The 24,118-nt window shown below is 61.5% G+C and carries 20 protein-coding genes; 2 read left to right on the plus strand and 18 right to left on the minus strand.

Going from position 1 to position 24,118, the window contains the following annotated elements; translation table 11 throughout:
- The first annotated feature begins 7 nt into the window (after positions 1–7).
- The gene (locus tag ABNT42_RS16895; RefSeq protein WP_348698912.1) at positions 8–664 is read left to right on the plus strand and encodes a pyridoxamine 5'-phosphate oxidase family protein; all 657 of its coding nucleotides are present in this window, start codon (positions 8–10) and stop codon (positions 662–664) included.
- Here the strand turns inward: ABNT42_RS16895 and ABNT42_RS16900 are convergent.
- The 10 genes from ABNT42_RS16900 to ABNT42_RS16945 all read right to left on the minus strand — a co-directional run bounded on the left by ABNT42_RS16900 (position 621) and on the right by ABNT42_RS16945 (position 14,097).
- Entirely contained in the window at positions 621–2,360 is a 1,740-nt protein-coding gene (locus ABNT42_RS16900) for a hypothetical protein (protein WP_348698914.1), read from the minus strand. The genes ABNT42_RS16895 and ABNT42_RS16900 overlap by 44 nt on opposite strands.
- A complete protein-coding gene (locus ABNT42_RS16905; protein WP_348698916.1) occupies positions 2,357–4,396 on the minus strand; it encodes a DUF4175 family protein in 2,040 nt (679 codons plus the stop codon). The genes ABNT42_RS16900 and ABNT42_RS16905 overlap by 4 nt, the downstream gene beginning before the upstream one ends.
- Positions 4,380–5,495: a hypothetical protein gene (locus ABNT42_RS16910; protein WP_348698918.1), complete on the minus strand. Its 1,116-nt coding sequence runs from the start codon at positions 5,493–5,495 to the stop codon at positions 4,380–4,382. The genes ABNT42_RS16905 and ABNT42_RS16910 overlap by 17 nt, the downstream gene beginning before the upstream one ends.
- Positions 5,495–6,391, minus strand: a complete 897-nt coding sequence (locus ABNT42_RS16915; protein ID WP_348698920.1) for a DUF58 domain-containing protein — start codon at positions 6,389–6,391, stop codon at positions 5,495–5,497. The genes ABNT42_RS16910 and ABNT42_RS16915 overlap by 1 nt, the downstream gene beginning before the upstream one ends.
- Positions 6,392–6,406: 15 nt before the next feature.
- On the minus strand, positions 6,407–7,411 hold the full coding sequence (locus ABNT42_RS16920; RefSeq protein WP_348698974.1) for a MoxR family ATPase: 1,005 nt from the start codon (positions 7,409–7,411) through the stop codon (positions 6,407–6,409).
- Positions 7,412–7,425: 14 nt separating this feature from the next.
- Positions 7,426–8,046 (minus strand): DUF4159 domain-containing protein, encoded by a 621-nt coding sequence (locus ABNT42_RS16925; protein ID WP_348698921.1) that lies wholly within the window; start codon positions 8,044–8,046, stop codon positions 7,426–7,428.
- Between the two features lie 18 nt (positions 8,047–8,064).
- Positions 8,065–9,402, minus strand: coding sequence for a TldD/PmbA family protein (locus ABNT42_RS16930; RefSeq protein ID WP_348698923.1), 1,338 nt, complete (start codon positions 9,400–9,402; stop codon positions 8,065–8,067).
- Positions 9,403–9,405: 3 nt separating this feature from the next.
- Positions 9,406–11,043, minus strand: coding sequence for a TldD/PmbA family protein (locus ABNT42_RS16935; RefSeq protein WP_348698925.1), 1,638 nt, complete (start codon positions 11,041–11,043; stop codon positions 9,406–9,408).
- A gap of 61 nt (positions 11,044–11,104) precedes the next feature.
- Positions 11,105–12,442 (minus strand): TldD/PmbA family protein, encoded by a 1,338-nt coding sequence (locus ABNT42_RS16940; RefSeq protein WP_348698926.1) that lies wholly within the window; start codon positions 12,440–12,442, stop codon positions 11,105–11,107.
- A gap of 17 nt (positions 12,443–12,459) precedes the next feature.
- Positions 12,460–14,097: a TldD/PmbA family protein gene (locus tag ABNT42_RS16945; protein ID WP_348698928.1), complete on the minus strand. Its 1,638-nt coding sequence runs from the start codon at positions 14,095–14,097 to the stop codon at positions 12,460–12,462.
- 391 nt (positions 14,098–14,488) lie between these two features.
- Between ABNT42_RS16945 and ABNT42_RS16950 the strand changes: the two genes are divergently transcribed.
- On the plus strand, positions 14,489–15,310 hold the full coding sequence (locus tag ABNT42_RS16950; RefSeq protein WP_348698930.1) for a methyltransferase: 822 nt from the start codon (positions 14,489–14,491) through the stop codon (positions 15,308–15,310).
- Between the two features lie 34 nt (positions 15,311–15,344).
- On the opposite strand, the gene ABNT42_RS16955 is transcribed toward ABNT42_RS16950, so the two are convergent.
- The 8 genes from ABNT42_RS16955 to ABNT42_RS16990 are packed head-to-tail and all read right to left on the minus strand — an operon-like array spanning position 15,345 to position 24,078.
- Complete coding sequence (locus ABNT42_RS16955; protein WP_348698931.1) at positions 15,345–15,887, minus strand: chemotaxis protein CheW; 543 nt, start codon at positions 15,885–15,887, stop codon at positions 15,345–15,347.
- A gap of 11 nt (positions 15,888–15,898) precedes the next feature.
- Positions 15,899–17,578: a methyl-accepting chemotaxis protein gene (locus ABNT42_RS16960; protein ID WP_348698932.1), complete on the minus strand. Its 1,680-nt coding sequence runs from the start codon at positions 17,576–17,578 to the stop codon at positions 15,899–15,901.
- 40 nt (positions 17,579–17,618) lie between these two features.
- Positions 17,619–18,893, minus strand: a complete 1,275-nt coding sequence (locus tag ABNT42_RS16965) for an EAL domain-containing response regulator (RefSeq protein WP_348698933.1) — start codon at positions 18,891–18,893, stop codon at positions 17,619–17,621.
- Positions 18,894–18,904: 11 nt separating this feature from the next.
- Positions 18,905–19,978, minus strand: a complete 1,074-nt coding sequence (locus ABNT42_RS16970; RefSeq protein WP_348698935.1) for a chemotaxis response regulator protein-glutamate methylesterase — start codon at positions 19,976–19,978, stop codon at positions 18,905–18,907.
- Entirely contained in the window at positions 19,975–20,502 is a 528-nt protein-coding gene (locus ABNT42_RS16975) for a chemotaxis protein CheD (protein ID WP_348698937.1), read from the minus strand. The genes ABNT42_RS16970 and ABNT42_RS16975 overlap by 4 nt, the downstream gene beginning before the upstream one ends.
- The gene (locus ABNT42_RS16980; RefSeq protein WP_348698938.1) at positions 20,499–21,305 is read right to left on the minus strand and encodes a protein-glutamate O-methyltransferase CheR; all 807 of its coding nucleotides are present in this window, start codon (positions 21,303–21,305) and stop codon (positions 20,499–20,501) included. Before ABNT42_RS16980 ends, ABNT42_RS16975 begins: the two co-directional genes overlap by 4 nt.
- 12 nt (positions 21,306–21,317) lie before the next feature.
- Positions 21,318–21,899, minus strand: coding sequence for a chemotaxis protein CheW (locus tag ABNT42_RS16985; protein WP_348698939.1), 582 nt, complete (start codon positions 21,897–21,899; stop codon positions 21,318–21,320).
- 16 nt (positions 21,900–21,915) lie between these two features.
- Complete coding sequence (locus tag ABNT42_RS16990; protein WP_348698941.1) at positions 21,916–24,078, minus strand: chemotaxis protein CheA; 2,163 nt, start codon at positions 24,076–24,078, stop codon at positions 21,916–21,918.
- Positions 24,079–24,118: the final 40 nt, after the last annotated feature.

Genomic DNA, 24,118 nt, shown 5'->3' on the forward strand with positions numbered 1-24,118 from the left:
GGAGCTTATGACCACACCAGAAACTGCCGCAGCACCGAGCGAGCGCACGCGTATCCGCCGCATTCCCACCAATGCCGTCTACGACACGGCCACCCTGCATGCCATCGTCGATGCGGCCTACCTGTGCCACATCGCCTTTGCCGACGACAAGGGCGCACACTGCATTCCTACGGCCTGCTGGCGCGAAGGCGGCCACCTGTACATTCACGGTTCCAACGGCAGCCGTATGCTCAAGCGCCTGACGGAAAGCGAATGCTGTGTGACGATTACCCATCTCGATGGACTGGTGCTGGCACGTTCTGCGTTCAATCATTCGATGAACTACCGTTCGGCCATGATCTATGGCCGCTTTGTAGTGGTCAGCGACGAAACCCAGCGCCATCGTGCGCTGGAAAACTTCATGGAACATCTGGCACCCGGGCGTCAGGCAGAAATCCGCGCTGGTTCGGATAAGGAATATGCCGCCACCACCATCCTGCGCATCAGCCTGGCGGAAGCGGCCTGCAAAATCCGCACAGGTGGTCCGAACGATGATGAGGAAGATATGCAGCAGCCAGCATGGGCAGGCGTATTGCCGCTGGCACTGAAGCCGCTGGCACCGGTGATGGACGAGGGCTGCGTTACGCCGGCTCCGGCGTACGTGCAGCAGTGGCAGCAGGACTGAACTGCTCGCGCCACCACAGCGTCAGCATGCAGACGATGAACAGCAGACCTGCAGGGGCGACCGGCAGCAGTGCAGCCGGCTGTTGTGCCGCAGGTGCCGGTGCCGCACCACCAGATGCGTGCACCGGCACCTGCGGAGTATGGCGCGCAGCATAGCGCGCCGTGGCATCACGCCGCAACGCGCGCTGCCACGCCAGCCAGTCATTCGCGCCGTACACGTACACGCGCTCGGTTTCCTGTGTATCACCCAGCGTCATGGACAGCCAGCCTGCCTGCGCTGGCCAGACGGCAGCGCAGACCGCAGCCGCCTTGTCACCGCGGCGCTGCAAGGGCTGCGGCGGCATGCCCTGCACCTGCAGCACGGTGCCCGCCGCTGCGCCCTGCACACACAGTTCGCTGCGCAGTCCTGCCAGCGGCATAGGATCATCCAGCTGCCATGCCAGCTTGCTACTGCTCGGCAAAGCGAGGGTATCGAGCGCCCCCTGCCACCACGTCGCCAGTGCCTGCGGCGCGCTGATGGCATAGCGGTGCCATTCCGTTAGGCCCAGCCAGACCACCCGGCCACGCTGCAGATCGCGCTGCCACAACCACGGCTGCTTCCTGTCATCCTGAGCAAGCACGCTCCAGCCTGCGCTCTGCCCCGACGGATTCCAAGGGGCCGGTGCCAGCGCCAGCTGCGAACCAGCCAGCGCAAACTGGCGCATATCCTCCTTCTCCGTGGTAGCCGACTGGACCTGCAGACGCAGGCCGAATTCACGCTGCCACAGCGCCGTATCCGACGCATTCCCGCCCAGCACCACCAGTGGCACACCCTGCTTCACCTGCGCCAGCAAGGCGCTACGTGCAGCGGGTGCCAGATGTTCGATATAGGCAGCATCGGCAAACAACAGATTCGGAGCGGTCAGCGCTGCACTTGCCGTCTCCTGTCGGGCGATCGATTTGCCCAGCGTGACATTCCAGTCCACCAGCGCGCCACCATCTACCAGCAACTGGTTCAGGCTACGCGCATCGAACGATGGCGCATCGAACAAACCACGCACCTGTAACGGCGTCGCCACCTTTACCTGCAAGGGCAAGGCCCCCTGCGCTAGCACCTTGCCTGCCGCATCCAGTAAGCGCGCCTGCAGCACCATGGCTTCTGCGACTGGCGGCAGCCATTGCACACTCAGCGTGGTACTGGCTTGGGCAGCGGGGCCGGAATCCGCCAGCACCTGACGGTTCTCCGCCAGCAGTTGCAAGCGCCAGCCACTCTGCGCTACGCCGCGCCGTACTGTCAGCGTGAACTGCCGTCCTAATGCCAGCGTGCGCGGGAAGTCCAGCCATAGCAGATCGGCTGCCTTGGGCGTCCATTGCAGCGGGCGGGCCGGCACATCGCGCCACTCGGCATCGCGCAAACCATCGCCGCGCAAATCAATCGCACTGGCAGCGGCCACGCCCTGCAGTTGCGTTGCAATGATCGCCGTGGGCGCATCGCTCTGGATCACCAGCGGCGCCGCTGCACCGGCCGGCAGGCGCAATCCCGCCAGTGTGAACGCCAGCGCCAATGCGGCCAGCAACACCAGCGCAGCATTGATCCGCTGGCGCTTCCGCAGATACAGCGCAGCGCTGACCGCACCGGCCAGCACAATGACCAGTCGCACTAACCACTGCTCGAACGAAGTCGAGGCGAATATGGCCGATAACATGGCGGTGTTCATTGCACGGGCTCCTTGCCACTCCACGCACGGCGGAATGCTGTATCACTGACACTGCGTGCCTGTAGCAGCACAGGCGCTTCTGTCAGGGTGCCGCGCAGCCATGCACGCAGCTCGCCTCGGCAAGGCACACAGCCATCCTGTACATCCTGCACGGCACGCTGCGCTGCCAGCTTCTGTTCGGGGTCGGTGATGCGCTGGCTGATGGCTTCACGCGCAGCCTTGCTCCACAGCGCCGGCAAAGTGCCATCCTGCGTCAGTGCCTGCACCAGCTCGCGCACTTCGGCAGGCACACTAGTGGCAGCCGTGCCCTGCGCCCGCTTGTAACCCAGCACGCCGACAATATCACCACTCATGCGCTTCTCTTCCTTCAGTGCCGGCGGCACAAATGCCGTGCGATGCAGATAGATACGCTCGGCAGACTGCAATTCCTTGATCGCTTCGAGCGCCTTGTATTCGGGCGGCAGTGCTGTCTTCGGCGTGATGGCACGCAGCGATTTCTCGGCATCCCACATCGCTGCCAGTGCGCGCTTCAAGATCGCTTTGGTCTTGGGATCGAAGATGGTGGCGTTGTCTTCCTGATCGTGGGCATGACCGAACTCCTTGAGCATGGAACTATCACGACCAAAGCCCGCTGCTGGCGGGCCGTCTTCGTGGCCATGTTCGTCCGCGTGTTCATCGCCGAACAGGCTGGATTCTTCACCAAGGAACTGGCCGTAACGCAGGCGCAGCTTGGCCTGATCATTGGCGATGGCTTCGCTGCGGCTGCGCACCGTAGCGGGCGGCATATTGGGCTGCGCCTTCATATCGGCCAGCAACTGCTCGGTATCGATGATGATCTGGCGCTGGCTGCGCAGCGTCTCCGGCTTGGCCAGACTAGGCAAGGCGGTTGCATCCAGACTTTCCGCTTCAGGCGCGGGCAGGCGCAGCGTGTAGGTCGGCGACTGGGTGGTATGCGGATGATCGGGCGCATTGTCGCTCGCGCGCACGAAGAAATACAGTTCATCACCCGGCTCCATACCCAGTTCGCCCAGACTCCACTGCTTCTTCCAGTTGCGCTCTTTCGGATTGCCCGACTGCGGCAGCGGCACTTCGCGGTCGCTGAAGCGGATATTCTCGCCGCTACCGCGCGCCAGCGTCATGTGCAGGCTGGCGCGGCTGATCGCATAATCATCCTTCGCACTGACGGCAATCTGCACGCTGCGTGCATCACGCGCCAGCACATGTATCAGTTCGGTGGGCTCCGTAATCGTCACCTCCGGCGCCTGATCAGGAATCACGCGTATGGTGTAGCGGCTAGCACCCGTCTGGCGCAGTCGCCAGAACAGCGATTCTTCCACGCGCTGGCGCACACACTCGGCGCCCAGTTGCAGCACGCTGCCATCGCCCAGTTCTACTGCAGGCAGCACCTTGCCGGCATCCTTGAGGCACCAGTACACCTCGGAATACTGCCCTATCTGCAGATCGCGCGCCGCCGTCTCGAAAGCCTTGCTACCCGTATAGGCTGGCGGCACCACGCGCAGATAGACTTCGCCACCACCGGCCACACGGGCACTGCGCTGCGCTGCTACGGGCGCGCCGCCGGACGACTGGCGACTCTGCACCACGCTGCCCATCACAAGCCACAGCAGCATTACCAGCAGCGGCAACACGGGCCAGCGCGCACGGCTGCGGGCAATCGCTGTATAGTCGGCCTCGCCCAGCACGGCGTGCAGACGCGCCAGCAAGCGTTGCTGCTGCAGGCGGCCGATGGCGGAAATGGCATCCATCGCCAGCAGATCGGCGCTATCCTCCAGTGCCGGAATGGCTGCGTTCAACCACGAAGTCCATTCCGCATGAATGCGCTGACGCCAGCGCTGCAAATCATAAACCACCCACAGTGCTGCCATTAGCAGACCCGCCAGCATCATTAAACGTGCTGCCGGCAGCAGCCAGACGGCGATCAGCAGCGGCGCCAGCAGCGCCGCCCAGACGGGCAGACGGCGCACGAACACCGCGCGGCGCAGGCGCTGACGTAACAGCTCAGATTCGTCGCGCATGGCTCAGTACCCGTTCAATCAGAAATAGCGCCAGCAGCACATAGGCCAGCCAGCGCGCCGGTTCCGCATCAAGTATGCGCACGCCAGCACTGGCCGTGGCACTCCACTGCTGCGAAGTCAGTCCGTAGGATGGTACGGCGGCTGGCTGTAACTGCTGCCAGCTTTCGTACAGTACACGGGCGGCCTCGGCATCGCGCGGCGGGAACGCCGCCGACGTCCAGAAACGTCCCTGCGCCGTATCGGCATACTGTAGATGCATGCCGCTCGCCAGCTGAACATCCACCGGCTGCCCTGCCGCCGCTACACCGTCCTGCGCTGCCTGCCCCGCTACCTTAAGCTTGTGCGGAGTCGCGGTTCCCAGCCACCAGTGCGGTGCCGCCCACTGCGCGGGCACTGCATCGGGTCTATCCCAGATAATCAGGCTGGTTGCCGGACTAGGCGCATCGGCCAGGCGCACCGGCTGCGCGCCTTGCGCCTGATCCGCTGACACACTGGCAAAGGCAGCGAACATGGCACGCCATAGCGCCATGCGTTCCGGTGTGGTCGCCAGCACCACTTCCTGCACAGGCAGCGCAGGCGCTACTTTCTGCTGGGCGCCGTTCGCCGGAGCGGGCAAAGTACGCACTGCCACCGCATGGGCAAATTGCGGCGGATGCGCAGGCATCGCCAGTTGCTGCGCGCGGCTCACGATCAGCAGCCGCGCCGCAGCGCGCCACTCGCGCTCATGCTCGGCGAGCCAGCGCAATGGCTGGGCAGGCAGTTCCATCTGCGGGGCGTGCGCCATGCCTGCCGCAGCAATCTGCTGCTGCGCCCACACCGGATCGGCACCTTGATCCAGCAGCACAGTATCACCACGCCACGGCACGATGGTCGCCGCCAGCCATGCCAGCAGCGCAATCAGCAGCAGGCAGCGCACCAGTAACAGCAGCCGGTCACGCCACTGCCAGATGCGTAGCTGCTGCGGCGCGGCGGCAGGCAGGAAGCGTGCCGTTGCCAGCGGCTCTGCTGTCAGGCGCTGGCGCTTCTGGCGGTGCCACCACCACGGCAGCAACAGCAGCGGCAAGGCCAGCCACCAGTAGGGATATGAACTCAAGATCATTAGCTGGCAGCCCTTCGTGCGCTGGCCGCGCGCAGCCAGCCGCGCAGCACTTCCACCACCGGCTGCTCGATACGCGCCTCGCAGTGCACGATATCGCTCTGCCGGCAGGCCTGCGCCACGCTATCGAAATGGGCGCGGCTCTGCTCGCGGTAGCTGGCACGGTCGGCGCTGTTCAGACGATGCAGGCCGCTACTGCGCTCAGGATCACGATAGGCGGCACCGGCGCGGAAACTGGCATCCACTTCGGCCTGCGTGCGTAAGGTCAGCAGCCGCACATCGTGACGCATACGGCGCAGGCGCTGCAGCGCCTCGCTAAGCGGCGAAGGCCAGTCGAGAAAATCGCTGGCGACAAACATCACGCTGGGGCTGCGGGCAAAATGCAGATGGGCTTTCAGCACTTCGCTAGCGGGCAGGCCACCCAGCGGCTGCGCCTTGTTCAGCTGTGCCAGCACGCGCTGCAACTGGCGCGGCCCGCGAGCAGCTGGCGTGAAATCCACCTTGTCGCCGCTGCATACTACCAGCCCGAACGCATCGCCCTGACGCTGGGCGATCGCCGCCACGCAGGCCAGCACAGTGCGGGCAAACCATAACTTGTCGATGCCATTGATTTCGCGGCTAGGTTCGGCCATGGACGCCGTGGCATCCAGCCAGAGCCAGACGGCCACATGGCTATCGCGCTCCGCTTCGCGGATAAAGTAACGGTCGGCACGGGCCAGCAACTTCCAGTCCACGCGGCGCCATTCGTCGCCGGGCGCATACGCGCGGTACTCGGAAAACTCCACGCCGGCGCCCCGTTCGCGGCCCGCATGGATGCCGTGGCCGAGCCCCGCCAGCACGTGACGAATCACCAGATCCAGATCACGGGTCTGCGCCATCACGGCGGTGGTAGGCATCATGGTCTGCTAACGGCCTTATTCGGGACGGATCTGTTCGCGCAGCGCCTGCAGAATCTCGGCAATCGCGATGCCGTCCGCTTCCGCTTCGAAGTTGCGCAGCACGCGGTGCGCCAGCACCGGCAACAGCATCTCCGCAATATCTTCCCGCGTCACTGCCAGCCGCTGCTGCATCAGCGCACGCGCCTTGGCTGCCAGTACCAGTGCCTGTCCGGCACGTGGGCCGGCGCCCCAGCCCACATGCTTCTGCACGGCGGGCACCGTACTCAGGGCAGGACGGGTAGCGCGGATCAGTCGGGTTGCATAGGCCAGCAGGTGATCGCCGATCTCGATATCGCGCACCAGTTGCTGCAAACGCAGCAGGGTCGCCACATCCATCACCGGCTCGGCATCGCGCAAGCCCGTATGGGTGGTGGCCGACACCATGGCGATTTCTTCCGCTTCGGTCGGATAGCCGACATCGATGCGCAACAGGAAGCGGTCCAGCTGCGCCTCCGGCAGCGGATACGTGCCAGCCTGCTCGATAGGATTCTGGGTGGCCAGCACGAAGAAGGGCTTGGGCAAACGGTGCGTGCGGCCGGCGAAGGTAACGCTGCGCTCCTGCATGGCTTCCAGCAGTGCCGACTGGGTCTTGGGTGGCGCACGGTTAATCTCGTCGGCCAGCAGCACCTGCGTGAACACGGGGCCTTGCTGGAAGCGGAACTCGCGCTTGCCGGTGGCGTGGTCTTCTTCCAGTATCTCGGTGCCGACGATATCGGACGGCATCAGGTCGGGCGTGAACTGCACGCGATGAAAGTCCATATCGGTAGCTTGCGAGAGTGACTTCACCAGCAGCGTCTTGCCCAGCCCCGGTACACCTTCCACCAGCGCATGGCCGCCAGCCAGCAGGCAGATGATGAGCGAGTCGATCACGTTTTCCTGACCGATGATTACGCGCGCCATGCTGGCCTTGAGCGCCGTGACTTTGGCACTCAGCGCTCCGATTTCATTTTCGCTCCAGGCGACGGCACCTTCGGCCTGCATCAATGTAGACAAAATCAAGCTCCCAACGCGTATTGAATGATGTTGACGGCAAAGCGGGTGTTATCAATCGCCAGCCAGCGTTTGTTGCGGAAGTCGTAATCCCACTCGCAACCGTAATCCTTGTTACTGTACAAAAGCCGCACGCGGCCGCCGAACTCCACTGCCTTCAGGTAGTCGTGCACCAGATCGTCGCCCCAGCCGTTCAGTTCTACGCTGGTATTCGGCGGTCCGTCGAAATGGAAGAAGCTCGAATACACGGGATGGTTGTTGGGTATCTTGTGCAGCGCCTTCGCGCCGAAGATACGGCCGATTTCAGCCTCGAACGATTTGGCGAACAGTCCATCGATATCGTGGTTGCAGTCATCCACGAACAGGAAGCCACCACCACGCACATAGCGTTCCAGATTGCGCCGCTCGGCTGGCGTGAACTGCACCAGCTTGTGGCCAGCGAAATAGCAGAACGGCGCTTCCAGCATCTTCGGGTCGGATAGCGCGACAATGCGCTCAACGGGATCCACCCGCAGGGTCGTATATTCGACCAGCGAGTTGAGCACATTGCTCGGCATGCGGATATCCACATCCCAATCGCCCGACTCGTAAGTCAGGCGGGTGAAATAGAAATCGTAACTGGCCACGCGCTATCCCGTGCTGCCTCAGACTGCGTCCGACAGCGAGGTAAAGTTAAAGTCGCGCACCTTCATCGGCGGTATCAGCATCTGGAAGCGCACTTCGTCGCCACCGATCACCACCGGCTTGCCCAGTTCCTCGATATTGTTCAGCATCGAGACAGGGCTTTCGTTGAAGCGGAAGTTCTTGATCGGGTGCTTGATCTTGCCGTTCTCGATGTAGAAGGTACCGTCACGGGTCAGGCCCGTGAGCAGCAGCGACTGCGGATCAACCATACGGATATACCATGTGCGCGTGACCAGCACGCCCTTCTTGGTACTGGCGATCAGCTCCTCGGTCGATTTGCCGCCACCAGCCATGATCATATTGCCGTGCCGGCCAAACGCCTGCTGTCCCTGTTTAGCGGCCCAGTAACGGGTGTAGTCGAGCGAGGCGATCTGGCCACCCTTGATCACATCGGTACGACGGCGTGCCAGCATGGAAGCACTATCCCATGGCAGTACCGGCACTTCCGTATTCCACGGATCGGCCCAGACATTCACCTGTTCATCGAACAGCTTTTCACCGAGGCGGTTACCGCCGCCCTTCTTCGACAGGAAGCTACGCCCCTCGTCGGCCTGACGCGCGTCAAAAGCGCCGAACATACGGCCGATAATTTCCGAGGTGGCCGCTGGTTCCAGTATCACCGTGTAGCGGCCCGGTTCCAGCGCCTTGGCCTCGACCGAACGCAAGGCTTTTTCGATCGCCACTTCCGACGCTTCGCGCGCACTGAACAGGCGTGCATCGCTGGCGGCACGGGTGGCCCAGCCGGAACCGCGTCCGTCTTCGGTGCGGGTGGTGATGGTGAAATCCAGATCACTGTAGGCCTGATGCCCGAACACGCCGTTCGAATTGGCGATGGTTTCGAAGCCCGTCTTATCGACAAAGAAGCCTGCTGCCACCAGCCCCTGCTTGCGGCAGGCGTTGATGCTGGCCGCTGCCACTTCGGCACGGTATTCGGGATCGATGGCGGCAGTCGCCGCATTGAAGGTGCTGGTGGCCTTGTATTCCTGCTGTTTAATCGCCGGCATGAACTCGGGATTTTCCGGTGCCAGCCGCGCCACATCTTCGGCACGCCGCACGGCTTTTTCCAGCGATTTGTCATCAAACTCGTTGATCGACGCGGTGCCCTGACGCTTGCCGAAGGCCACGCTGACGGTCAGCTGGGTATTTTCCACCAGACCGGCCGTCGATACGCTGTTGCGCGCATAGCGGATATTGCCCTGCCGGCTGCCACTGATCTGCACCCGGCATTCGTCGGCCTGCGCATAGCTCATGACTTTGTCGCAGATACGCTTGGTCTCTTCCTGAGTGAGCATCTTCATGGCTTATCCTATCTTGCGGGCAGTGTTGATGACGTTGATACCGTTGAAGCGCGTGGTAGGCGAACCATGCGATACCGCGCTGACCTGACTAGGCTGGCCCTTACCGTCGAAGAAGGAACCGCCCATGCGCCAGTCGCGCTCGTCGCACAGGGCCGAACAGGCATTCCAGAATTCCTGCGTGTTCGACTGGTAGGCCACGTCTTCGATCGGGTTGGTGATCTTGCCGTTCTTAATCTCGAAATACAGTTGGCCACCGAACTGGAAGTTGTAGCGCTGCTGGTCGATCGAATACGAGCCGCGGCCCAGAATATAGATGCCTTTCTTGACGTCCTTGACCATCTCGTCCGGCGTCAGCTTGTGTTTGCCCGCTTCCAGCGAAACGTTGGGCATACGCTGGAACTGCACACTGCTCCAGCTATCGGCATAAGAGCAGCCATGCGATTCCTTCTCGCCGATGATGGCCGCCTGATCGCGCGTAGCCTGATAGTTGACGAGGACACCGTTGCGGATAATGTCCCAGCGTTTGGACGGCACGCCTTCATCGTCGTAGCCCACGCAGCCAAGCGAGCCGGGAGTAGTTTTGTCGGCCACGAAGTTGACGATGTCGGAACCGTATTTGAAATTCTTCGCACGCCATTTATCCAGCGTGGCGAAGCTGGTGCCGGCATAGTTGGCTTCGTAGCCCAGCACACGATCCAGTTCGGTGGCGTGGCCAACCGATTCATGGATGGTGAGGAACAGGTGCTCGGGCGACAGCACCAGATCGTACTTGCCAGGTTCGACGGATTTGGCTGTCAGCTTTTCGCGTGCCTGCCGGCCCGCCGCGCGGGCATCCTCGATCAGATCGTAGGCGCCCTTGTACAGCGTGGTGACGCCACCGGCAGCAGCCACACGGTTGGCCGGCTTGGCATCAAAGAATTCATAGCCCATGCTGGCCGGCGAGGACAGACCGTCACGGGTGCGGAAACGGTTGGTGGCTTTATCGACGGCGGTTGCCGTCAGCGGCGACCACAGACGGTGAATGTCCTGATCGATGTAGGAACCGTCGGTAGAAGCGAAATACTTCTGCTGGTTCACCTGGAACAGATTGGCGGCCATGAAGCTGGCACCCGCTTCCAGACCGGCCTTGTTGGCAGCGATCAGCATCTCGGCCTTTTCCTTGATGGGCACCGTGCGCCAGTCCTTCTTGAAGGGCGTGGCCCACGCCACTTCGCCTACGCCTTTAACGGGTGCCAGCACCACAGGTTCGGTCTGCAGCTTGGCGTTGGCACGGGCTATTGCCACCGCCTGCCGTGCTGCCGCCACCACCGAGTCAGGCGTCATCACATTGGTCGAGCAGAAACCATAAGCGCCGTTGGCGATCACGCGCACGCCGACACCGGACGATTCCGTGTTGACGATGTTTTCCACGTTCAGATCGCGCGTGGTGAGAAACTGGTTGAGGTAGCGGCCTATACGCACGTCGCAATAACTGGCACCGGCCTGCGTGGCGGCGTTCATGGCCGCATCGGCCAGCGCTTTCTTGAACTGCACCGCCATCGGATTCAGCAGCTCTTCCGCGGCGATGGTATGGCCGAACACCGGTATCAGCAGGCTACCGCCAGCGGCAGCGCTTATCTTGAGAAATGAACGTCGTTCCACAATAACTCCCTGAAATGAAAACAGGGCCGGAATAGCTTCCGGCCCCGGTGACTACCTGACTTTAGACGGCATCCGACAGCGAGGTGAAGTTGAAATCACGTACGCGCATGGCCGGTATCAGCAGCTGGAACTGCGACTCGTCACCCGACAGAATTTCCGGACGGCCCAGTTCTTCGATATTGTTCAACATCGTTACAGGGCTTTCGTTGAAGCGGAAGTTCTTGATCGGGTGCTTGATCTTGCCGTTCTCGATGTAGAAGGTACCGTCGCGGGTCAGGCCCGTCAGCAGCACCGATTGCGGATCGACCATACGGATATACCAGGTGCGCGTTACCAGCACGCCCTTCTTGGTATTGGCGATCAGCTCCTCGGTGGACTTGTTGGTACCAGCCATGATGATGTTGCCGGGCGTGCCGACGGCGCGCTTGCCCTGCTTCTTGGCCCAGTAGGTCGAGTAACCGAGATTGGCCACTTTACCGCCCTTGATGATGTCCTGACGTTCGCGCGCCAGCAGGCTGCCGGCATCCCACGGCAGCACGGCCACATCCTTGTCCCAAGGGTCGGACCAGACATTCACCTGCTCGTCAAACAGCTTTTCGCCCAGACGATTGCCGCCGCCTTTCTTGGACAGGAAGCTGCGGCCTTCGTCGGCCTGACGCGCATCGAAGCCGGAGAACATGAAGCCCAGCAGATCGGAGGTCGCCGCCGGTTCCAGAATCACCGTGTAGCGGCCCGGTTCCAGTGCCTTGGCATCGACCGAACGCAGAGCTTTTTCGATCGCCACATTCGATGCTTCACGCGCGTCGAATTTATTGACGTCGCCCACGCTGCGCTTGGCCCAGCCCGAACCGCGACCATCTTCGGTACGTACAGTCACGGTGAAATCCAGCCCCGTATCGCGCTGGAAGCCGAACACGCCTTTCGAATTTGCCACCGCATTGAAGGTGGCGTTATCGCTGAAGAAGCCTGCTGCAACCAGCTTGTTCTTGCGGCTGTTCTCGATGCTGTAGGCAGCCACCTGCGCGCGGAACTCCGGATCGATGTCGGCAGTCTTCTGGAAGAAGGTATCGCTGGCAGCGAATACCTGCTTGTCCGGGGTCGGCATGAACTCCGGATTTTCCGGTGCCAGCTTGGCCAGATCTTCCGCACGGCGCACGGCTTTTTCCAGCGACTTGTCATCGAACTCGTTGATGGTAGCCGTACCCTGCTTCTTGCCGAAGGCAACCGACACTACCAGCTGGGTATCTTCGATCAGACCCGCGGTGGAAACGGCATTACGCGCATAGCGGATATTGCCCTTGCGGCTGCCGGTAATATTCACTTCGCACTGGTCAGCCGTGGAGTAGGACAGCACCTTGTCGCAAATATGTTTTGCTTCTTCTTGACTCAAATTCTTCATCTCGTAATCTCCAGGGCTTAGCCGATTTTGCGTGCGGTGTTAATGACGTTGATGCCGTTGAAGCGCGTGGTACTTGCGCCGTGCGACACCACCGAAACCTGCGACGGCTGTCCCTTACCATCAAAGAAGGAACCGCCCATGCGCCAGTCGCGCTCGTCGCAGATGCCCACGCAGGCATTCCAGAACTCCTGGGTATTCGATTGATAGGCCACGTCTTCCAGCATCTGGCCGATCTTGCCGTCCTTGATTTCGTAGTACAGCTGGCCGCCGAACTGGAAGTTGTAGCGCTGCTGGTCGATCGAGAAGGAACCATCGCCAACGATGTAGATACCCTTCTTGACGTCCTTGATCATTTCATCCGGGGTCAGCTTCTTCTTGCCTGCAGAAAGCGAGACGTTAGGCATACGCTGGAACTGCACACTGCTCCAGTTATCCGCGTACGAGCAGCCGTGCGATTCTTTTTCGCCGATGATGTGCGCCTGATCACGCGTGGCCTGATAGTTGACGAGGATGCCGTCCTTGATGATGTCCCAGCGCTTGCACTTGACGCCTTCATCGTCATAGCCGACATTGCCGAGCGAACCCGGAGTGGTCTTGTCGGCCACGATGTTGACCAGCTCCGAGCCGTATTTGAATTTCTTGGTCTGCCATTTATCCAGCGTGGCGAAACTGGTGCCGGCGTAGTTGGCTTCGTAGCCGAGCACGCGATCAAGTTCGGTCGGGTGACCGACCGATTCGTGTATGGTCAGCCACAGGTGTTCCGGCGACAGCACCAGATCGTATTTGCCCGGTTCCACCGACTTGGCAGTCAGCTTGGCCTTGGCCTGCTTGCCTGCAGCGCGCGCATCTTCGATCAGGTCATAGGACTTGGTGTACAGCGTGGTCACGCCGCCCGCTGCCTTGATTTTGTGCTCGGGGCGGGCATCCAGATATTCGTAGCCCATGCCGACTGGCACCGACAGGCCCTGACGCGAGCGGAACTTGTTGGTCTTCTGATCGACCGCGGTAGCAAAGACCGGCATCCACAGACGGTGCATATCCTGATCGATGTAGGAGCCATCGGTCGAAGCGAAGTACTTCTGCTGGTTCACCTGGAACAGCAGCGACTGCATGAAGTTGGCGCCGCCTTCCATCCCGGCCTTGTTGGCAGAGATCAGCAGTTCGGCCTTCTCCTTGATCGGCACGGTGCGCCAGTCCTTGACGATAGGCGTGGCCCACGCCACTTCACCCACACCTTTGACCGGCGCGAGGATCAGGGGTTCGGTCTGCAGTTTGGCATTGGCCTTGGCAATTGCCACAGCCTGACGTGCGGCAGCGGCCACGCCATCGGCACTCATGTCATTGGTGGCGGCAAAGCCGTAGGCACCGCCTGCGATCACGCGGATGCCGACACCGGCCGATTCCGTGTTGACCACGTTTTCCACGTTCAGATCACGGGTGGTGATGAACTGGTTCAGGTAGCGCCCTACCCGTACGTCGCAGTAGGAAGCACCAGCCTGGGTGGCCGCCGTCATGGCGGTATCGGCCAGCATCTTCTTGAATTGCAGGGCGACTGGCTTGAGCAGATCTTCTGCCGCAATCGCGCGGCCGAAGGCGGGCAGCAGCATGGTGCCCAGCGCCAGACTACTTATATTGAGGAATGCACGTCGTTCCATCGTATCTCCAGAGTGTCACAACTAGGTTGGGAAGACTGGCCTACTGGCCACGGCTGGAGTTTTGCTCCGCCGTTTTCTACGTTCTACTGCACCTGACATATCCGCCGCTGTAATGGCTGGTAATTCAATCTTAGCGCCAGATTAAGCTACGGTACAGGCAAAATATGTGCCATCGATTGCAGCTCGCAATCCGCTGTCCGGCGCGCCCTGTCAGCAGGGTTTTCCGTGACCACGGTGTCCGCAAACTGTCCGGCCAGTGTCCGGCTGGTGTCCGCGCTAATCCCCCGTACGCACTAAGGGGATTTGCTTGACCTTACGACAAGCTTGAACGATCATCGCGCTGGACGCGCAGTGGCGTGTCACCCTATTCTGCAACCCGAGGAGATTTCGCATGAAACGTTCCATCCTGTCGGCACTGGCAAGCACCCTGCTATTCTGCGCTGCCGCTGGCGCCACCGCCGCTGAAGACGCGGCACTCAAGGCGGCCATCGCCGCTCCATCGCGCACGCCGGACAATGTGGCGCGCGACGTCTACCGCCATCCGTATGAAACCCTGAGCTTTTTCGGCATACAGCCCGGCATGACGGTGGTAGAACTGGCACCCGGTGGCGGCTGGTACACAGAGATCCTCGCACCGTATCTGCGCGAACGCGGCAAGCTGATTGCCGCCGGCCCTGATCTGGCGGCGCCCGGCGAAGGCGAGCGCAAATCGGCCGAGCGTTTTATGGCCCGTCTGAATGCCAAGCCGGAGGTATACAACAAGGTAGCACTGGGCGTGTTTGCCCCGGCCCGTGGTGCCTATGCCTACGCACCGGCAGGCAGTGTGGATCTGGTGGTGACCTTCCGTAACATCCATAACTGGATGCCGACCGGTCCGGATAATCTGAAAGCGCTGTTCGGCAGCGTCTACACCAGCCTGAAAAAAGGCGGTGTGTTCGGCATCGTCGAGCACCGTCTGCCGGCAGGCAAGGTGCAGGATGCTTCCGCCAGCAGCGGCTACATGCATGAGCAGTATGTGATCGGTCTGGCCGAAGCGGCAGGCTTCAAGCTGCTGGCCAAGTCGGAAGTCAACGCCAACCCGAAAGATACGGCCGACCATAAAGGCGGCGTGTGGGCGCTGCCACCCACCTACACCAACAAGGATGAAGATCGCGCCAAGTATCAGGCCATCGGCGAAAGCGACCGCATGACCCTGAAGTTCGTCAAACCGTAATTCACCTGCGACACACGGCCGGCAGCTGAGGTGATCAGCTGCCGGCTTCCTGCGGGCGCACGCCGCTGGCCACCATGGCGGCCAGATCGCTGCCCGACACCACGTTCTGCACATTCAGCAGCAGTACGAAACGCCCCTGCACCTTGCCTATGCCCTGCAGCATTTCAGCCCGCACTTGCGCACCGAAAGTGGGCGGCGCTTCGATATCGGCTGCGCTAATATCGAGCACGGCGTTCACTGCATCGACCAGTATTCCGATCACAAACGGTCCGTCTGCGCTGGCTACCTCCACCACAATGATGCAGGTACGCTTGGTAATTTCTCCCGTCGCCCGTTCCAGCCGGCGCGCCAGATCCAGCACCGGCACGGCCGTACCGCGCAGATTGATTACGCCGCTGATACAGGGCGGCATCTGCGGTACCGGCGTCACCCCCAGATATTCGAGGATCTCGCGCACCGCCAGTATGCCGATGGCGAACATCTCGCGTCCCAGCATGAAGCTCAGGTACTGCGCCGAGCCTGCAGCCACTGAGGGCGACGACTGCGACTGCGGCTGCGCTAGCGTCAGGCTGCTCATGGCGGCCCCGCTCAGAACTTGACGAAGTGGGACTCGTCAGGCTCGCTCATTTCTGCCATGCGCCGGCTACTGCCCATACCGCCGCTGCGTGCCGACGGTTTGCCGGGCCGGTGCACCACGGCAGGCCGCACCGTACGGGTACCACCGGCCAGCTTGAAGAACGACATAGTCTGCTGCAGCTGTTCGGCCTGCGAGCTCATTTCCTCCGCCGTTGCCGCCAGTTCCTCCGAACTGGAAGCATTCTGCTGGGTGGTCTGGCTCAGTTGCGTCACCGCCGAATTAATCTGCCCCACACCGGCCGACTGTTCTTCCGAAGCGGCGGTAATTTCCTGTACCAGATTCGAAGTGCGGCGGATATTCGGCACCATTTCATCAAGCAAATGACCGGCTTTCTCGGCCAGTTCCACGCTGCTCGACGCCACCTGTTCGATTTCCTGCGCCGCCACCTGACTACGTTCGGCCAGTTTGCGCACCTCGGCCGCCACCACGGCGAAGCCTTTACCGTGTTCACCGGCGCGGGCAGCTTCAATGGCGGCATTCAGTGCCAGCAGGTTAGTCTGGTAGGCGATATCGTCGATGATGCTGATTTTCTTGGCGATCTGCTGCATCGCAGCGACGGTCGACTTCACGGCTTCGCCGCCTTCGGCCGCTTCCACTGCCGCCTTGCTGGCGATGCCGTCGGTGACGCGGGCATTTTCCGTGTTCTGCGAAATCGACGCCGTCATCTGCTCAACCGAAGCACTGGTTTCCTCGGTGCCGGCCGCCTGCTCGCTGGCGGCCTGCGATAGCGACTGGGCGGTGGCGCTGACTTCTTCGGAGGCGCTGGCCAGCGCTTCGGCGCCGTTGTTGACTTCATTAACCACATGCGAGAGCTTCTCGATCATGCCCTTCATGGCGGCCAGCAGGCTGGTGGTGTCACCGGCTTTGACTTCCACTTCGGCACTCAGATCGCCGTCCGCCACTTGCCGCACAATCTCAGCGGCATACGCAGGATCACCACCAAGCTGCTTCATAATGCCATTCAGGATCAGCACACCAACCAGCATCAGCAAACCCAGCGAAATTCCCGAAGCGGTGTACATCAGATTGCGTGCCCGCTCCGACGCCGCTTCCGCATTCTTGACAGCATCCTCGCCATAACCCACGTTTAAGGTGACCAGCTTTTCCAGACTCTCGGACGCCGCACTGAAGAAAGGACGATTCTCGGCCAGCGTCTTGTGCAATTGCTCGAACAATTCCTTGCGCTTGGCGGGTTCGCTACGCACGATCTGTGCTGCCAGTTCATTAACCGTGGCGTCGCGCGCTTTCCAGGCATCCCACTGCTTGACGAACACGTCCCAGACCTTGGCTTCTTCCGGCTCCTGCGGCAAAGCATCGTAAGTCTTCCATGCCTTGTCGATCTCGGCAAATATCTCCTGCTTGCGCTTTAGCTCTTGCGTCAGATTGGCGACTTCGTCCGGATAGGGCGCCGTAGCGTCCATGCCCCGGCTAGCGGAACGCAGTGCCGTCTTACCCTCGTTGATCACCTGTAGCGCTTTCACCGAGGGCATGCGGTTCTTGCCGATTTCATCGAGCATCAGGGCGTCCTGCTTGAGGCCATTAAACGCCAGTGCGACCACCACTACCAGTGCCAGTACGGCGATCGTCAGCAGTGCGATCAATTTCGTCCGAACCGTTAAAGTCGAAAACATAGTGATTCCCCTCAGAGTTGAAACCGATTGAATTTATTGACTACGTCTGTTCCGCCAGCGCTTTCAAACGACGCCGGTCATGCTTGATCCAGCCCACCAGATCCTGCGCCGGCATCGGTCTGGCCAGCAGATAACCCTGCGCCATATCGCATCCCAGCTTGCCTAACAACTGCCAGTCTTCCATTAACTCCACCCCCTCGGCCACGGTGGCCACATCCAGACTACGCGCCAGATCCAGCGCACCTTTCAGTACCCCTAGCCGGTTAGGCCATTGCGCCGCGCCGTTGACAAAAGCCCGGTCGATTTTCAGTTCCGTGAACGGGCAGCGGGCAAACTGCTGCATGGACGAATAGCCGATGCCGAAATCATCCATCGCCAGCCCGTAACCCATCAGGCGCAGCCGTCCCATATTGGTCAGTGCCTGCGACAACTGGCGCATCACCGCCGTTTCCGTCACCTCCCACACCAGCGACGAAGTCGGCACGCCGGAAGCTTCCACCAGCTCCGTCATGCGGTCGATAAAACTGCGCTCGGCCAGATTGTCGGCCGACAGATTGATAGCCACCGTCAGCGGCGGCAGCCCTGCATGCTTCCATTCGGTCAGGCGCTCCAGCACCTGCTGCAACATCAGCAACGTAAAATCCGCCATCAGCGGCGTGCCTTCCAGCGCGTCGATGAAGTGCAGCGGCGCCAGCACGCCACGCTGCGGATGCTGCCAGCGCGCCAGTGCTTCCAGTCCGCGCAGGTGGCCATTGGCAATCGCGATCTTGGGCTGGAAGTACGGCACGAACTGTTTCTGTGCAATGGCCTGCTGCAGCACTTCGATGCAGGGCCGGTCCGGCTGGGCGCAGACGGTGCGTGGCTCGGCCTTGTTACCGGCACGGGCCAGCAGCATACCCAGCGCATCGAGCTGCACTGGCTTGAGCAAGGTGCCCAGCAGGTCGATCTGTCCGCCTTCGAAACTCATGCTCTCGACTATTTCCAGCAGGCGCGGATCCCGCGCACTGACCACAATCAGATGGCGTGCCAGACTGCGCTCACGCAGCTGGCAGGTCAGCTCGATGCCATCCATGCCCGGCATTTCCAGATCCGTCAGCACCAGATAAGTTCCGAACTCGCCAAAGCGCTCCAGCACCTGCAAGGCTTCGTTACCATCCGCCGCTTCCAGAATTTCGCCGAATTCCAGCTGGCGCAGCAGGCCAGCCAGATAGCCACGCTGCACCGTGCTGTCTTCTACCACCAGCACGCGCTGGCCCGCCCACGTGCGTGCTGGTGGCGGGTTATCCATGGCGGCAGTGTCCGTCGCTTCGCTCATCAGGGCATCCATCAATACGCCAGTTGCTGCAGAATTTCACGATAGATCAGATTGAGCGGCATCGACTTCTCCACCGCCCCGCGCTTGACCGCTTCTTTGGGCATGCCATACACCACACAGCTGGCTTCGTCCTGCGCCACTGTGCGCGCACCGGCTTTGAGCATTTCCAGCAGGCCGGCCGCGCCATCATCGCCCATGCCCGTCATGATCACCCCTAGCGCATTGGCACCGGCCGCCCGTGCGGCCGAGCGGAACAGCACATCCACCGAGGGGCGGTGGCGGTTCACCAGCGGACCATCCACCACTTCGACAAAATACTGCGCACCGGTACGGCGCAGCAGCATGTGCTTGCCGCCCGGCGCAATCAGCACCTGCCCCTGCAGCACACGGTCATTATTCGCCGCTTCCTTGACCTTGACCTGACACACGCTATCGAGCCGCGCCGCAAACGCGGCGGTGAATTTTTCCGGCATGTGCTGCACCACCACAATGCCGGGCGAAACCCGCGGCAAAGCCGTCAGCACTTCTTCCAGCGCCTGGGTACCACCGGTAGAAGTGCCGATCGCCACCACCCGCTCGGTGGTGGCGCTCATCGGCCGCGCATCGAGTGGCGGCAGCACCGCGTCGGCCGTCAGCTTGGCCGTCACCGGTGGCGGCGCGGGACGGTTCATCAGCTTGCCCACACGGGCGCCGGCAGCGGCGCGCACGGCCGAAATCAGTTCGTCGGCACTGTCGTGCAGGAACTGCTTGAGATCCAGCCGTGGCTTGGTGATGATGGCCACCGCGCCGGCACTGAGCGCTTCCATCGAAGTCTGCGCACCTTTTTCCGTCAGGGTGGAACAGATCACCACCGGCGTGGGACGCTCGGCCATGATCTTGCGCAGGAAGGTAATGCCGTCCATCTTGGGCATTTCCACATCGAGCACGATCACATCGGGCCACTGCACTTTCATGCGGTCTATCGCCAGCAGCGGATTGGCCACCGCATAGCTGACATGGATGCCGGGCGCGTCGTTCAGCAGGCCGCTCAGCACCTGCCGTACCACCGCCGAATCATCCACGATCATCACGTTGATTCCGCTCATACCTGTCCTTTTCTGGTCTGCTTGCCACCCACCAGCGCCAGTTCCGGTGCAACCTGCCGACTCAGAACCTCGCCCGTGCGGATGGTGAATATCAGTTGCCGGTGGCCGACGCCGAACAGGCTTTCCGACACCAGTGGTATGCCATGCTCGCGCAGGCTGTCGCGCGCAAAGTCGCCGTTCTGGGCGCCGATATCGGGCGCCTTGCTATGCCCCGGAAACATGGCTCCGCCACCGAAAATCTTGCCCTGACACTGGATCAGCGGCACACCATGCTGGGCCAGTCCATCGCACATCAGTTCCATTGCATCGGCACCATAAATGCCGGGCTGGCTGTGATGACGCCGCCGCCCATGCCCCGGCAGCTGGAAGTGCGACATGGCACCGATGCGCAGCAATGGATGCCACAGCGTGACGGAAACACAGGACCCCAGCAAAGTGCGCACGCGATATTGTTCGTCGCCGACGAAGACATCGCCGGGCATCAGAAAAATATCGATCACTTTGGTGTCGGGCATGGTGTTCATGGCTTGCGATAGATGGACGGCGCCACAGCCTGCAGCGTATCGTTAATGTCATTCAGCGTCTCCGAATGGCCGATCAGCAGATAGCCGCCGGAACGCAGGTGCGTCATCAGGCGTGACACCAGTTGCCGCTTGGTCTCCAGATTAAAGTAGATCATCACGTTGCGCAGGAAGATCACGTCGAAGCTGCCCAGTTTCGGCAAGGGCTGGTTCAGGTTCAGATGCATAAACTGTACGCGCTGGCGCAAGGCTTTTTCCACCAGCATGGTGCCGGCTTCCTTGCCCTGCCCTTTCAGACAGAAACGCCGCAGCAGGTCGATCGGGATGCCGCTAGCACGTTCCATCGAATAGTGGCCCAGGCGCGCCCGCTCCAGCACCCGCGTGCTGATGTCGGTACCCAGCACTTCCCATGCGCCATCGCCCAGCACGTCCGCCAGTACCATGGCGATGCTGTAGGGTTCTTCGCCAGTGGAACTGGCAGCGCTCCACACCCGCATGCTGCGCCTTGCCGTACGGGCCTGCTCGGCCAGATCGCGCAGCAGGGCAAAGTGTTTGGGCTCGCGGAAAAAATAGGTCTCGTTGGTAGTCAGCAGATCGATGGCAATCTGCAGTTCGCGGCTGTGGTCGCGGTTTTCCAGCATGCGCAGATAGTCGCCGTAGCTATTGAGCTGGTGGTGCGCCAGCCGCTTGGCCAGCCGGCCGCTGACCAGTGCCTGTTTGCCATTGGCCATGGAGATTCCCGCCGCATCGTAGATGAAGCGCTGGAACTGCGAGAACTCTTTATCGGACAGGGCCACCACTGCCATGTATGCCGCTCCTCAGGACAGATGCGTGGCCACACTGCCACGCGTCAGTTCGATGATTTCCTCGCTCGACATCACATGTTCGATGTCGAGCAGGATAACGAATTTGCCGTTATATTTGCCGATGCCGGCGATGAAGTCGGGCCGGATGCGGGTGCCGAAAGTGGGTGCAGCTTCGATATCGCTGGCGGCAATCTCCACCACCGCATTGACGGCATCGACCAGCATGCCTAGCACCTGCTTGTCTTCCTCGTCGCCACTGGCGACTTCGACGATGACGATGCAGCTACGCTTGCCGATCACGCTGGGCGCACGGCCGAAGCGGGCCGACAGATCCAGCACAGGCACTACCGCGCCCCGCAGATTGATCACCCCGCGCACACAGGGCGGCATCATGGGCACGGTGGCCAGACTGCCATATTCGATGATCTCCTTGATGTGCAGGATGCCGATAGCGTACTGCTCCTCGCCCAGCATGAAGGTCAGGAACTGGCTGGGCAACGCGGCACCGGACTGCAGTGCCACGATAGCGCTACTGCCATAGGTAACGGCCTGCGGTGCCAGATCGGATACAGGGGAAGTCGCAACAATATTCATGGTGTCCTTTCCTGATTCAGGCGGCCAGTATCGCCGTGCCCTTGCTGCTGACGGACTGCATCAGCGCTGCCACATCGAGTATCAGTGCCACTTCGCCGCTCCCCAGGATGGTCGAGCCGCTGATGCAGCGCACTTCGCTGAACAGCGGGCTGAGTGGCTTGATCACGGTCTGGAATTCGCCCAGCAAGGTATCGACCACCAGACCGGCACGCTGGTTGCCCAGTTTGAGCACCACGATGCTTTCGCGCCTTGTCGCGGCGCCGCCCAGCCGGAACAGTTCGCGCAGCCGTACGAAAGGCAGCACCTGCCCGCGCAGATTGCAGTAGTCCTGCCCCGGTTCGGTGGCATATTCGATGCACTCCTCGATCATGTCGAGCGGGATAACAAACACCGAGCTGCCCACCTGCACGAGGAAGCCGTCGATGATGGCCAGCGTCAGCGGCAGGCGTACCGTCACGGTAGTACCCTTGCCTTCTTCGCTGCTGATATCGACGCTGCCGCGCAGCGCCTGAATATTGCGCTTGACCACATCCATGCCCACCCCGCGGCCGGACAGGTTGGTGATCTTTTCCGCGGTGGAGAAACCCGCTTCGAAAATCAGGTTGTAGATTTCACTGTCCGACAGCTTGCGTTCGGGATCGATCAGCCCCCGTTCGATCGCCTTGGCCAGTATCCTGTCCTTGCGCAGGCCACCGCCATCGTCGCTGACCTGTATCACGATGCTGCCCGATTCATGGAAGGCATTCAGCTTGATCATGCCCTTGGCCGGCTTGCCGTTGGCCAGCCGCTGGCCGGCTGCTTCGATCCCGTGATCCATGGCGTTGCGTACCAGATGCAGCAGCGGGTCGCCGATCTTTTCCACTACCGTCTTATCCAGTTCGGTATCTTCGCCATCGACAATCAGGCCGATATCCTTGCCCAGTTCGCGCGCCACATCGTGCACCACGCGCTGGAAGCGGTTGAAGGTGGCGCCGATCTTCACCATGCGCAGTTCCAGCGCGGCGTCGCGCACTTCTTCTACTAAGCCTGAAAGCGCCGACGTACATTCCTGCAGTTCGCTGTTCTGCAGATGCTGGCCCACCATGCTGGTGCGGGCACCGGCGATGATCAGCTCGCCCACCAGATCGATCAGCCTATCAAGCTTGTCGGAATCGACCCGGATCGAACGGCTTTCCTGCGCCTTCTGTTCGCTCACCTGTCGCTGCTTGGCCAGCGCTGCTTCTACCACCACGGGCGGCACGTTGCCGCCATCGACGAGGATGCTGCCCAGCTGCTGCGGCACTTCCGCCTCGCTGCGCTCCGATTGCTGCTGCAAGGCGCCCGCCAGTTCCTGCGCGGTGACACTACCGCAGCGTACGAGGATCTCGCCCAGCCTTGCGCCCTGCTCCGGCAAAGCACGGATCAGATCGACGTAGTGCGACACCTTGCTATGGGGCGGAATGATGCGGATCTCGGCATCGTCCTGTACGAACTCGAACACGCCGGCTATCGCTTCGCGATCGGCATTGCTATCGAAGGCGATTTCGAAGCCGAGGTAGCACTGTTCCGCATCCATTTCGTCGGCTGGCGGCATCGCATCGGGCACGGTGGCAATGCCGACAATGCGTCCCAGCTTGGTCAGATAGCGCAGGAAGGCAATCGGGTCCATGCCATTCTGCAGCACTTCGCGTCCGAAGCGCAGCGAGATATGCCAGTAATCGCTATGCCCGGGCTCCTGATCGATACGCTCCACGTCCGGCTCGGCAGGCAGCACCAGTGCCGCTTCCGCAGCGCCGTCTGCCGTCTCGCCATCCATGTGGCGGCGCAACTGGGCCAGCAGCATTTCGCCCTGCGGCGCCATATCGGGATCGGCCTCCATCCGGCCCGCCGCGAGGGCATCGGTCAGCTCGGACAGATAATCGCAGCAGGACAGCAGCAGCACGATCATTTCGTCATTCAGCGCCACGGTGCCATCGCGCACGCCATCGAGCAGGCTTTCCACCACATGGGTGAAGGCCACGATGTGATCGAGGCTGAACAGACCGGCGGAACCCTTGATGGTATGGGCAGCGCGGAAGATCGCGTTGATCGCTTCGCTCTGATCGCCAGCCAGATCGACGTTCAGCAGCGCGTTCTCCATTTCCTCCAGCAGTTCGCGGCTCTCGGTAATAAACGTCTGTAGTGCTTCATCCAGATTCATGGCATGCCCTCAGAACAGATGGAACGTAAGATCAGTCTTT

The organism is Duganella fentianensis (assembly GCF_964031615.1).
In the GTDB taxonomy this organism is placed as follows: domain Bacteria; phylum Pseudomonadota; class Gammaproteobacteria; order Burkholderiales; family Burkholderiaceae_D; genus Rugamonas; species Rugamonas fentianensis_A.

What these genes read in the sequence shown, in the direction of transcription:
- ABNT42_RS16905 (WP_348698916.1), bottom strand. Translation starts at nt 4,396, where the DNA reads ATGCGCGACGAATCTGAGCTGTTACGTCAGCGCCTGCGCCGCGCGGTG.
- ABNT42_RS16970 (WP_348698935.1), bottom strand. Translation starts at nt 19,978, where the DNA reads ATGAGCGGAATCAACGTGATGATCGTGGATGATTCGGCGGTGGTACGG.
- ABNT42_RS16940 (WP_348698926.1), bottom strand. Translation starts at nt 12,442, where the DNA reads ATGAAGAATTTGAGTCAAGAAGAAGCAAAACATATTTGCGACAAGGTG.
- ABNT42_RS16950 (WP_348698930.1), top strand. Translation starts at nt 14,489, where the DNA reads ATGAAACGTTCCATCCTGTCGGCACTGGCAAGCACCCTGCTATTCTGC.
- ABNT42_RS16960 (WP_348698932.1), bottom strand. Translation starts at nt 17,578, where the DNA reads ATGTTTTCGACTTTAACGGTTCGGACGAAATTGATCGCACTGCTGACG.
- ABNT42_RS16980 (WP_348698938.1), bottom strand. Translation starts at nt 21,305, where the DNA reads ATGGCAGTGGTGGCCCTGTCCGATAAAGAGTTCTCGCAGTTCCAGCGC.
- ABNT42_RS16920 (WP_348698974.1), bottom strand. Translation starts at nt 7,411, where the DNA reads ATGCAGGCCGAAGGTGCCGTCGCCTGGAGCGAAAATGAAATCGGAGCG.
- ABNT42_RS16910 (WP_348698918.1), bottom strand. Translation starts at nt 5,495, where the DNA reads ATGATCTTGAGTTCATATCCCTACTGGTGGCTGGCCTTGCCGCTGCTG.
- ABNT42_RS16955 (WP_348698931.1), bottom strand. Translation starts at nt 15,887, where the DNA reads ATGAGCAGCCTGACGCTAGCGCAGCCGCAGTCGCAGTCGTCGCCCTCA.
- ABNT42_RS16965 (WP_348698933.1), bottom strand. Translation starts at nt 18,893, where the DNA reads ATGAGCGAAGCGACGGACACTGCCGCCATGGATAACCCGCCACCAGCA.
- ABNT42_RS16900 (WP_348698914.1), bottom strand. Translation starts at nt 2,360, where the DNA reads ATGAACACCGCCATGTTATCGGCCATATTCGCCTCGACTTCGTTCGAG.
- ABNT42_RS16895 (WP_348698912.1), top strand. Translation starts at nt 8, where the DNA reads ATGACCACACCAGAAACTGCCGCAGCACCGAGCGAGCGCACGCGTATC.
- ABNT42_RS16945 (WP_348698928.1), bottom strand. Translation starts at nt 14,097, where the DNA reads ATGGAACGACGTGCATTCCTCAATATAAGTAGTCTGGCGCTGGGCACC.
- ABNT42_RS16990 (WP_348698941.1), bottom strand. Translation starts at nt 24,078, where the DNA reads ATGAATCTGGATGAAGCACTACAGACGTTTATTACCGAGAGCCGCGAA.
- ABNT42_RS16985 (WP_348698939.1), bottom strand. Translation starts at nt 21,899, where the DNA reads ATGAATATTGTTGCGACTTCCCCTGTATCCGATCTGGCACCGCAGGCC.
- ABNT42_RS16930 (WP_348698923.1), bottom strand. Translation starts at nt 9,402, where the DNA reads ATGAAGATGCTCACTCAGGAAGAGACCAAGCGTATCTGCGACAAAGTC.
- ABNT42_RS16975 (WP_348698937.1), bottom strand. Translation starts at nt 20,502, where the DNA reads ATGAACACCATGCCCGACACCAAAGTGATCGATATTTTTCTGATGCCC.
- ABNT42_RS16915 (WP_348698920.1), bottom strand. Translation starts at nt 6,391, where the DNA reads ATGATGCCTACCACCGCCGTGATGGCGCAGACCCGTGATCTGGATCTG.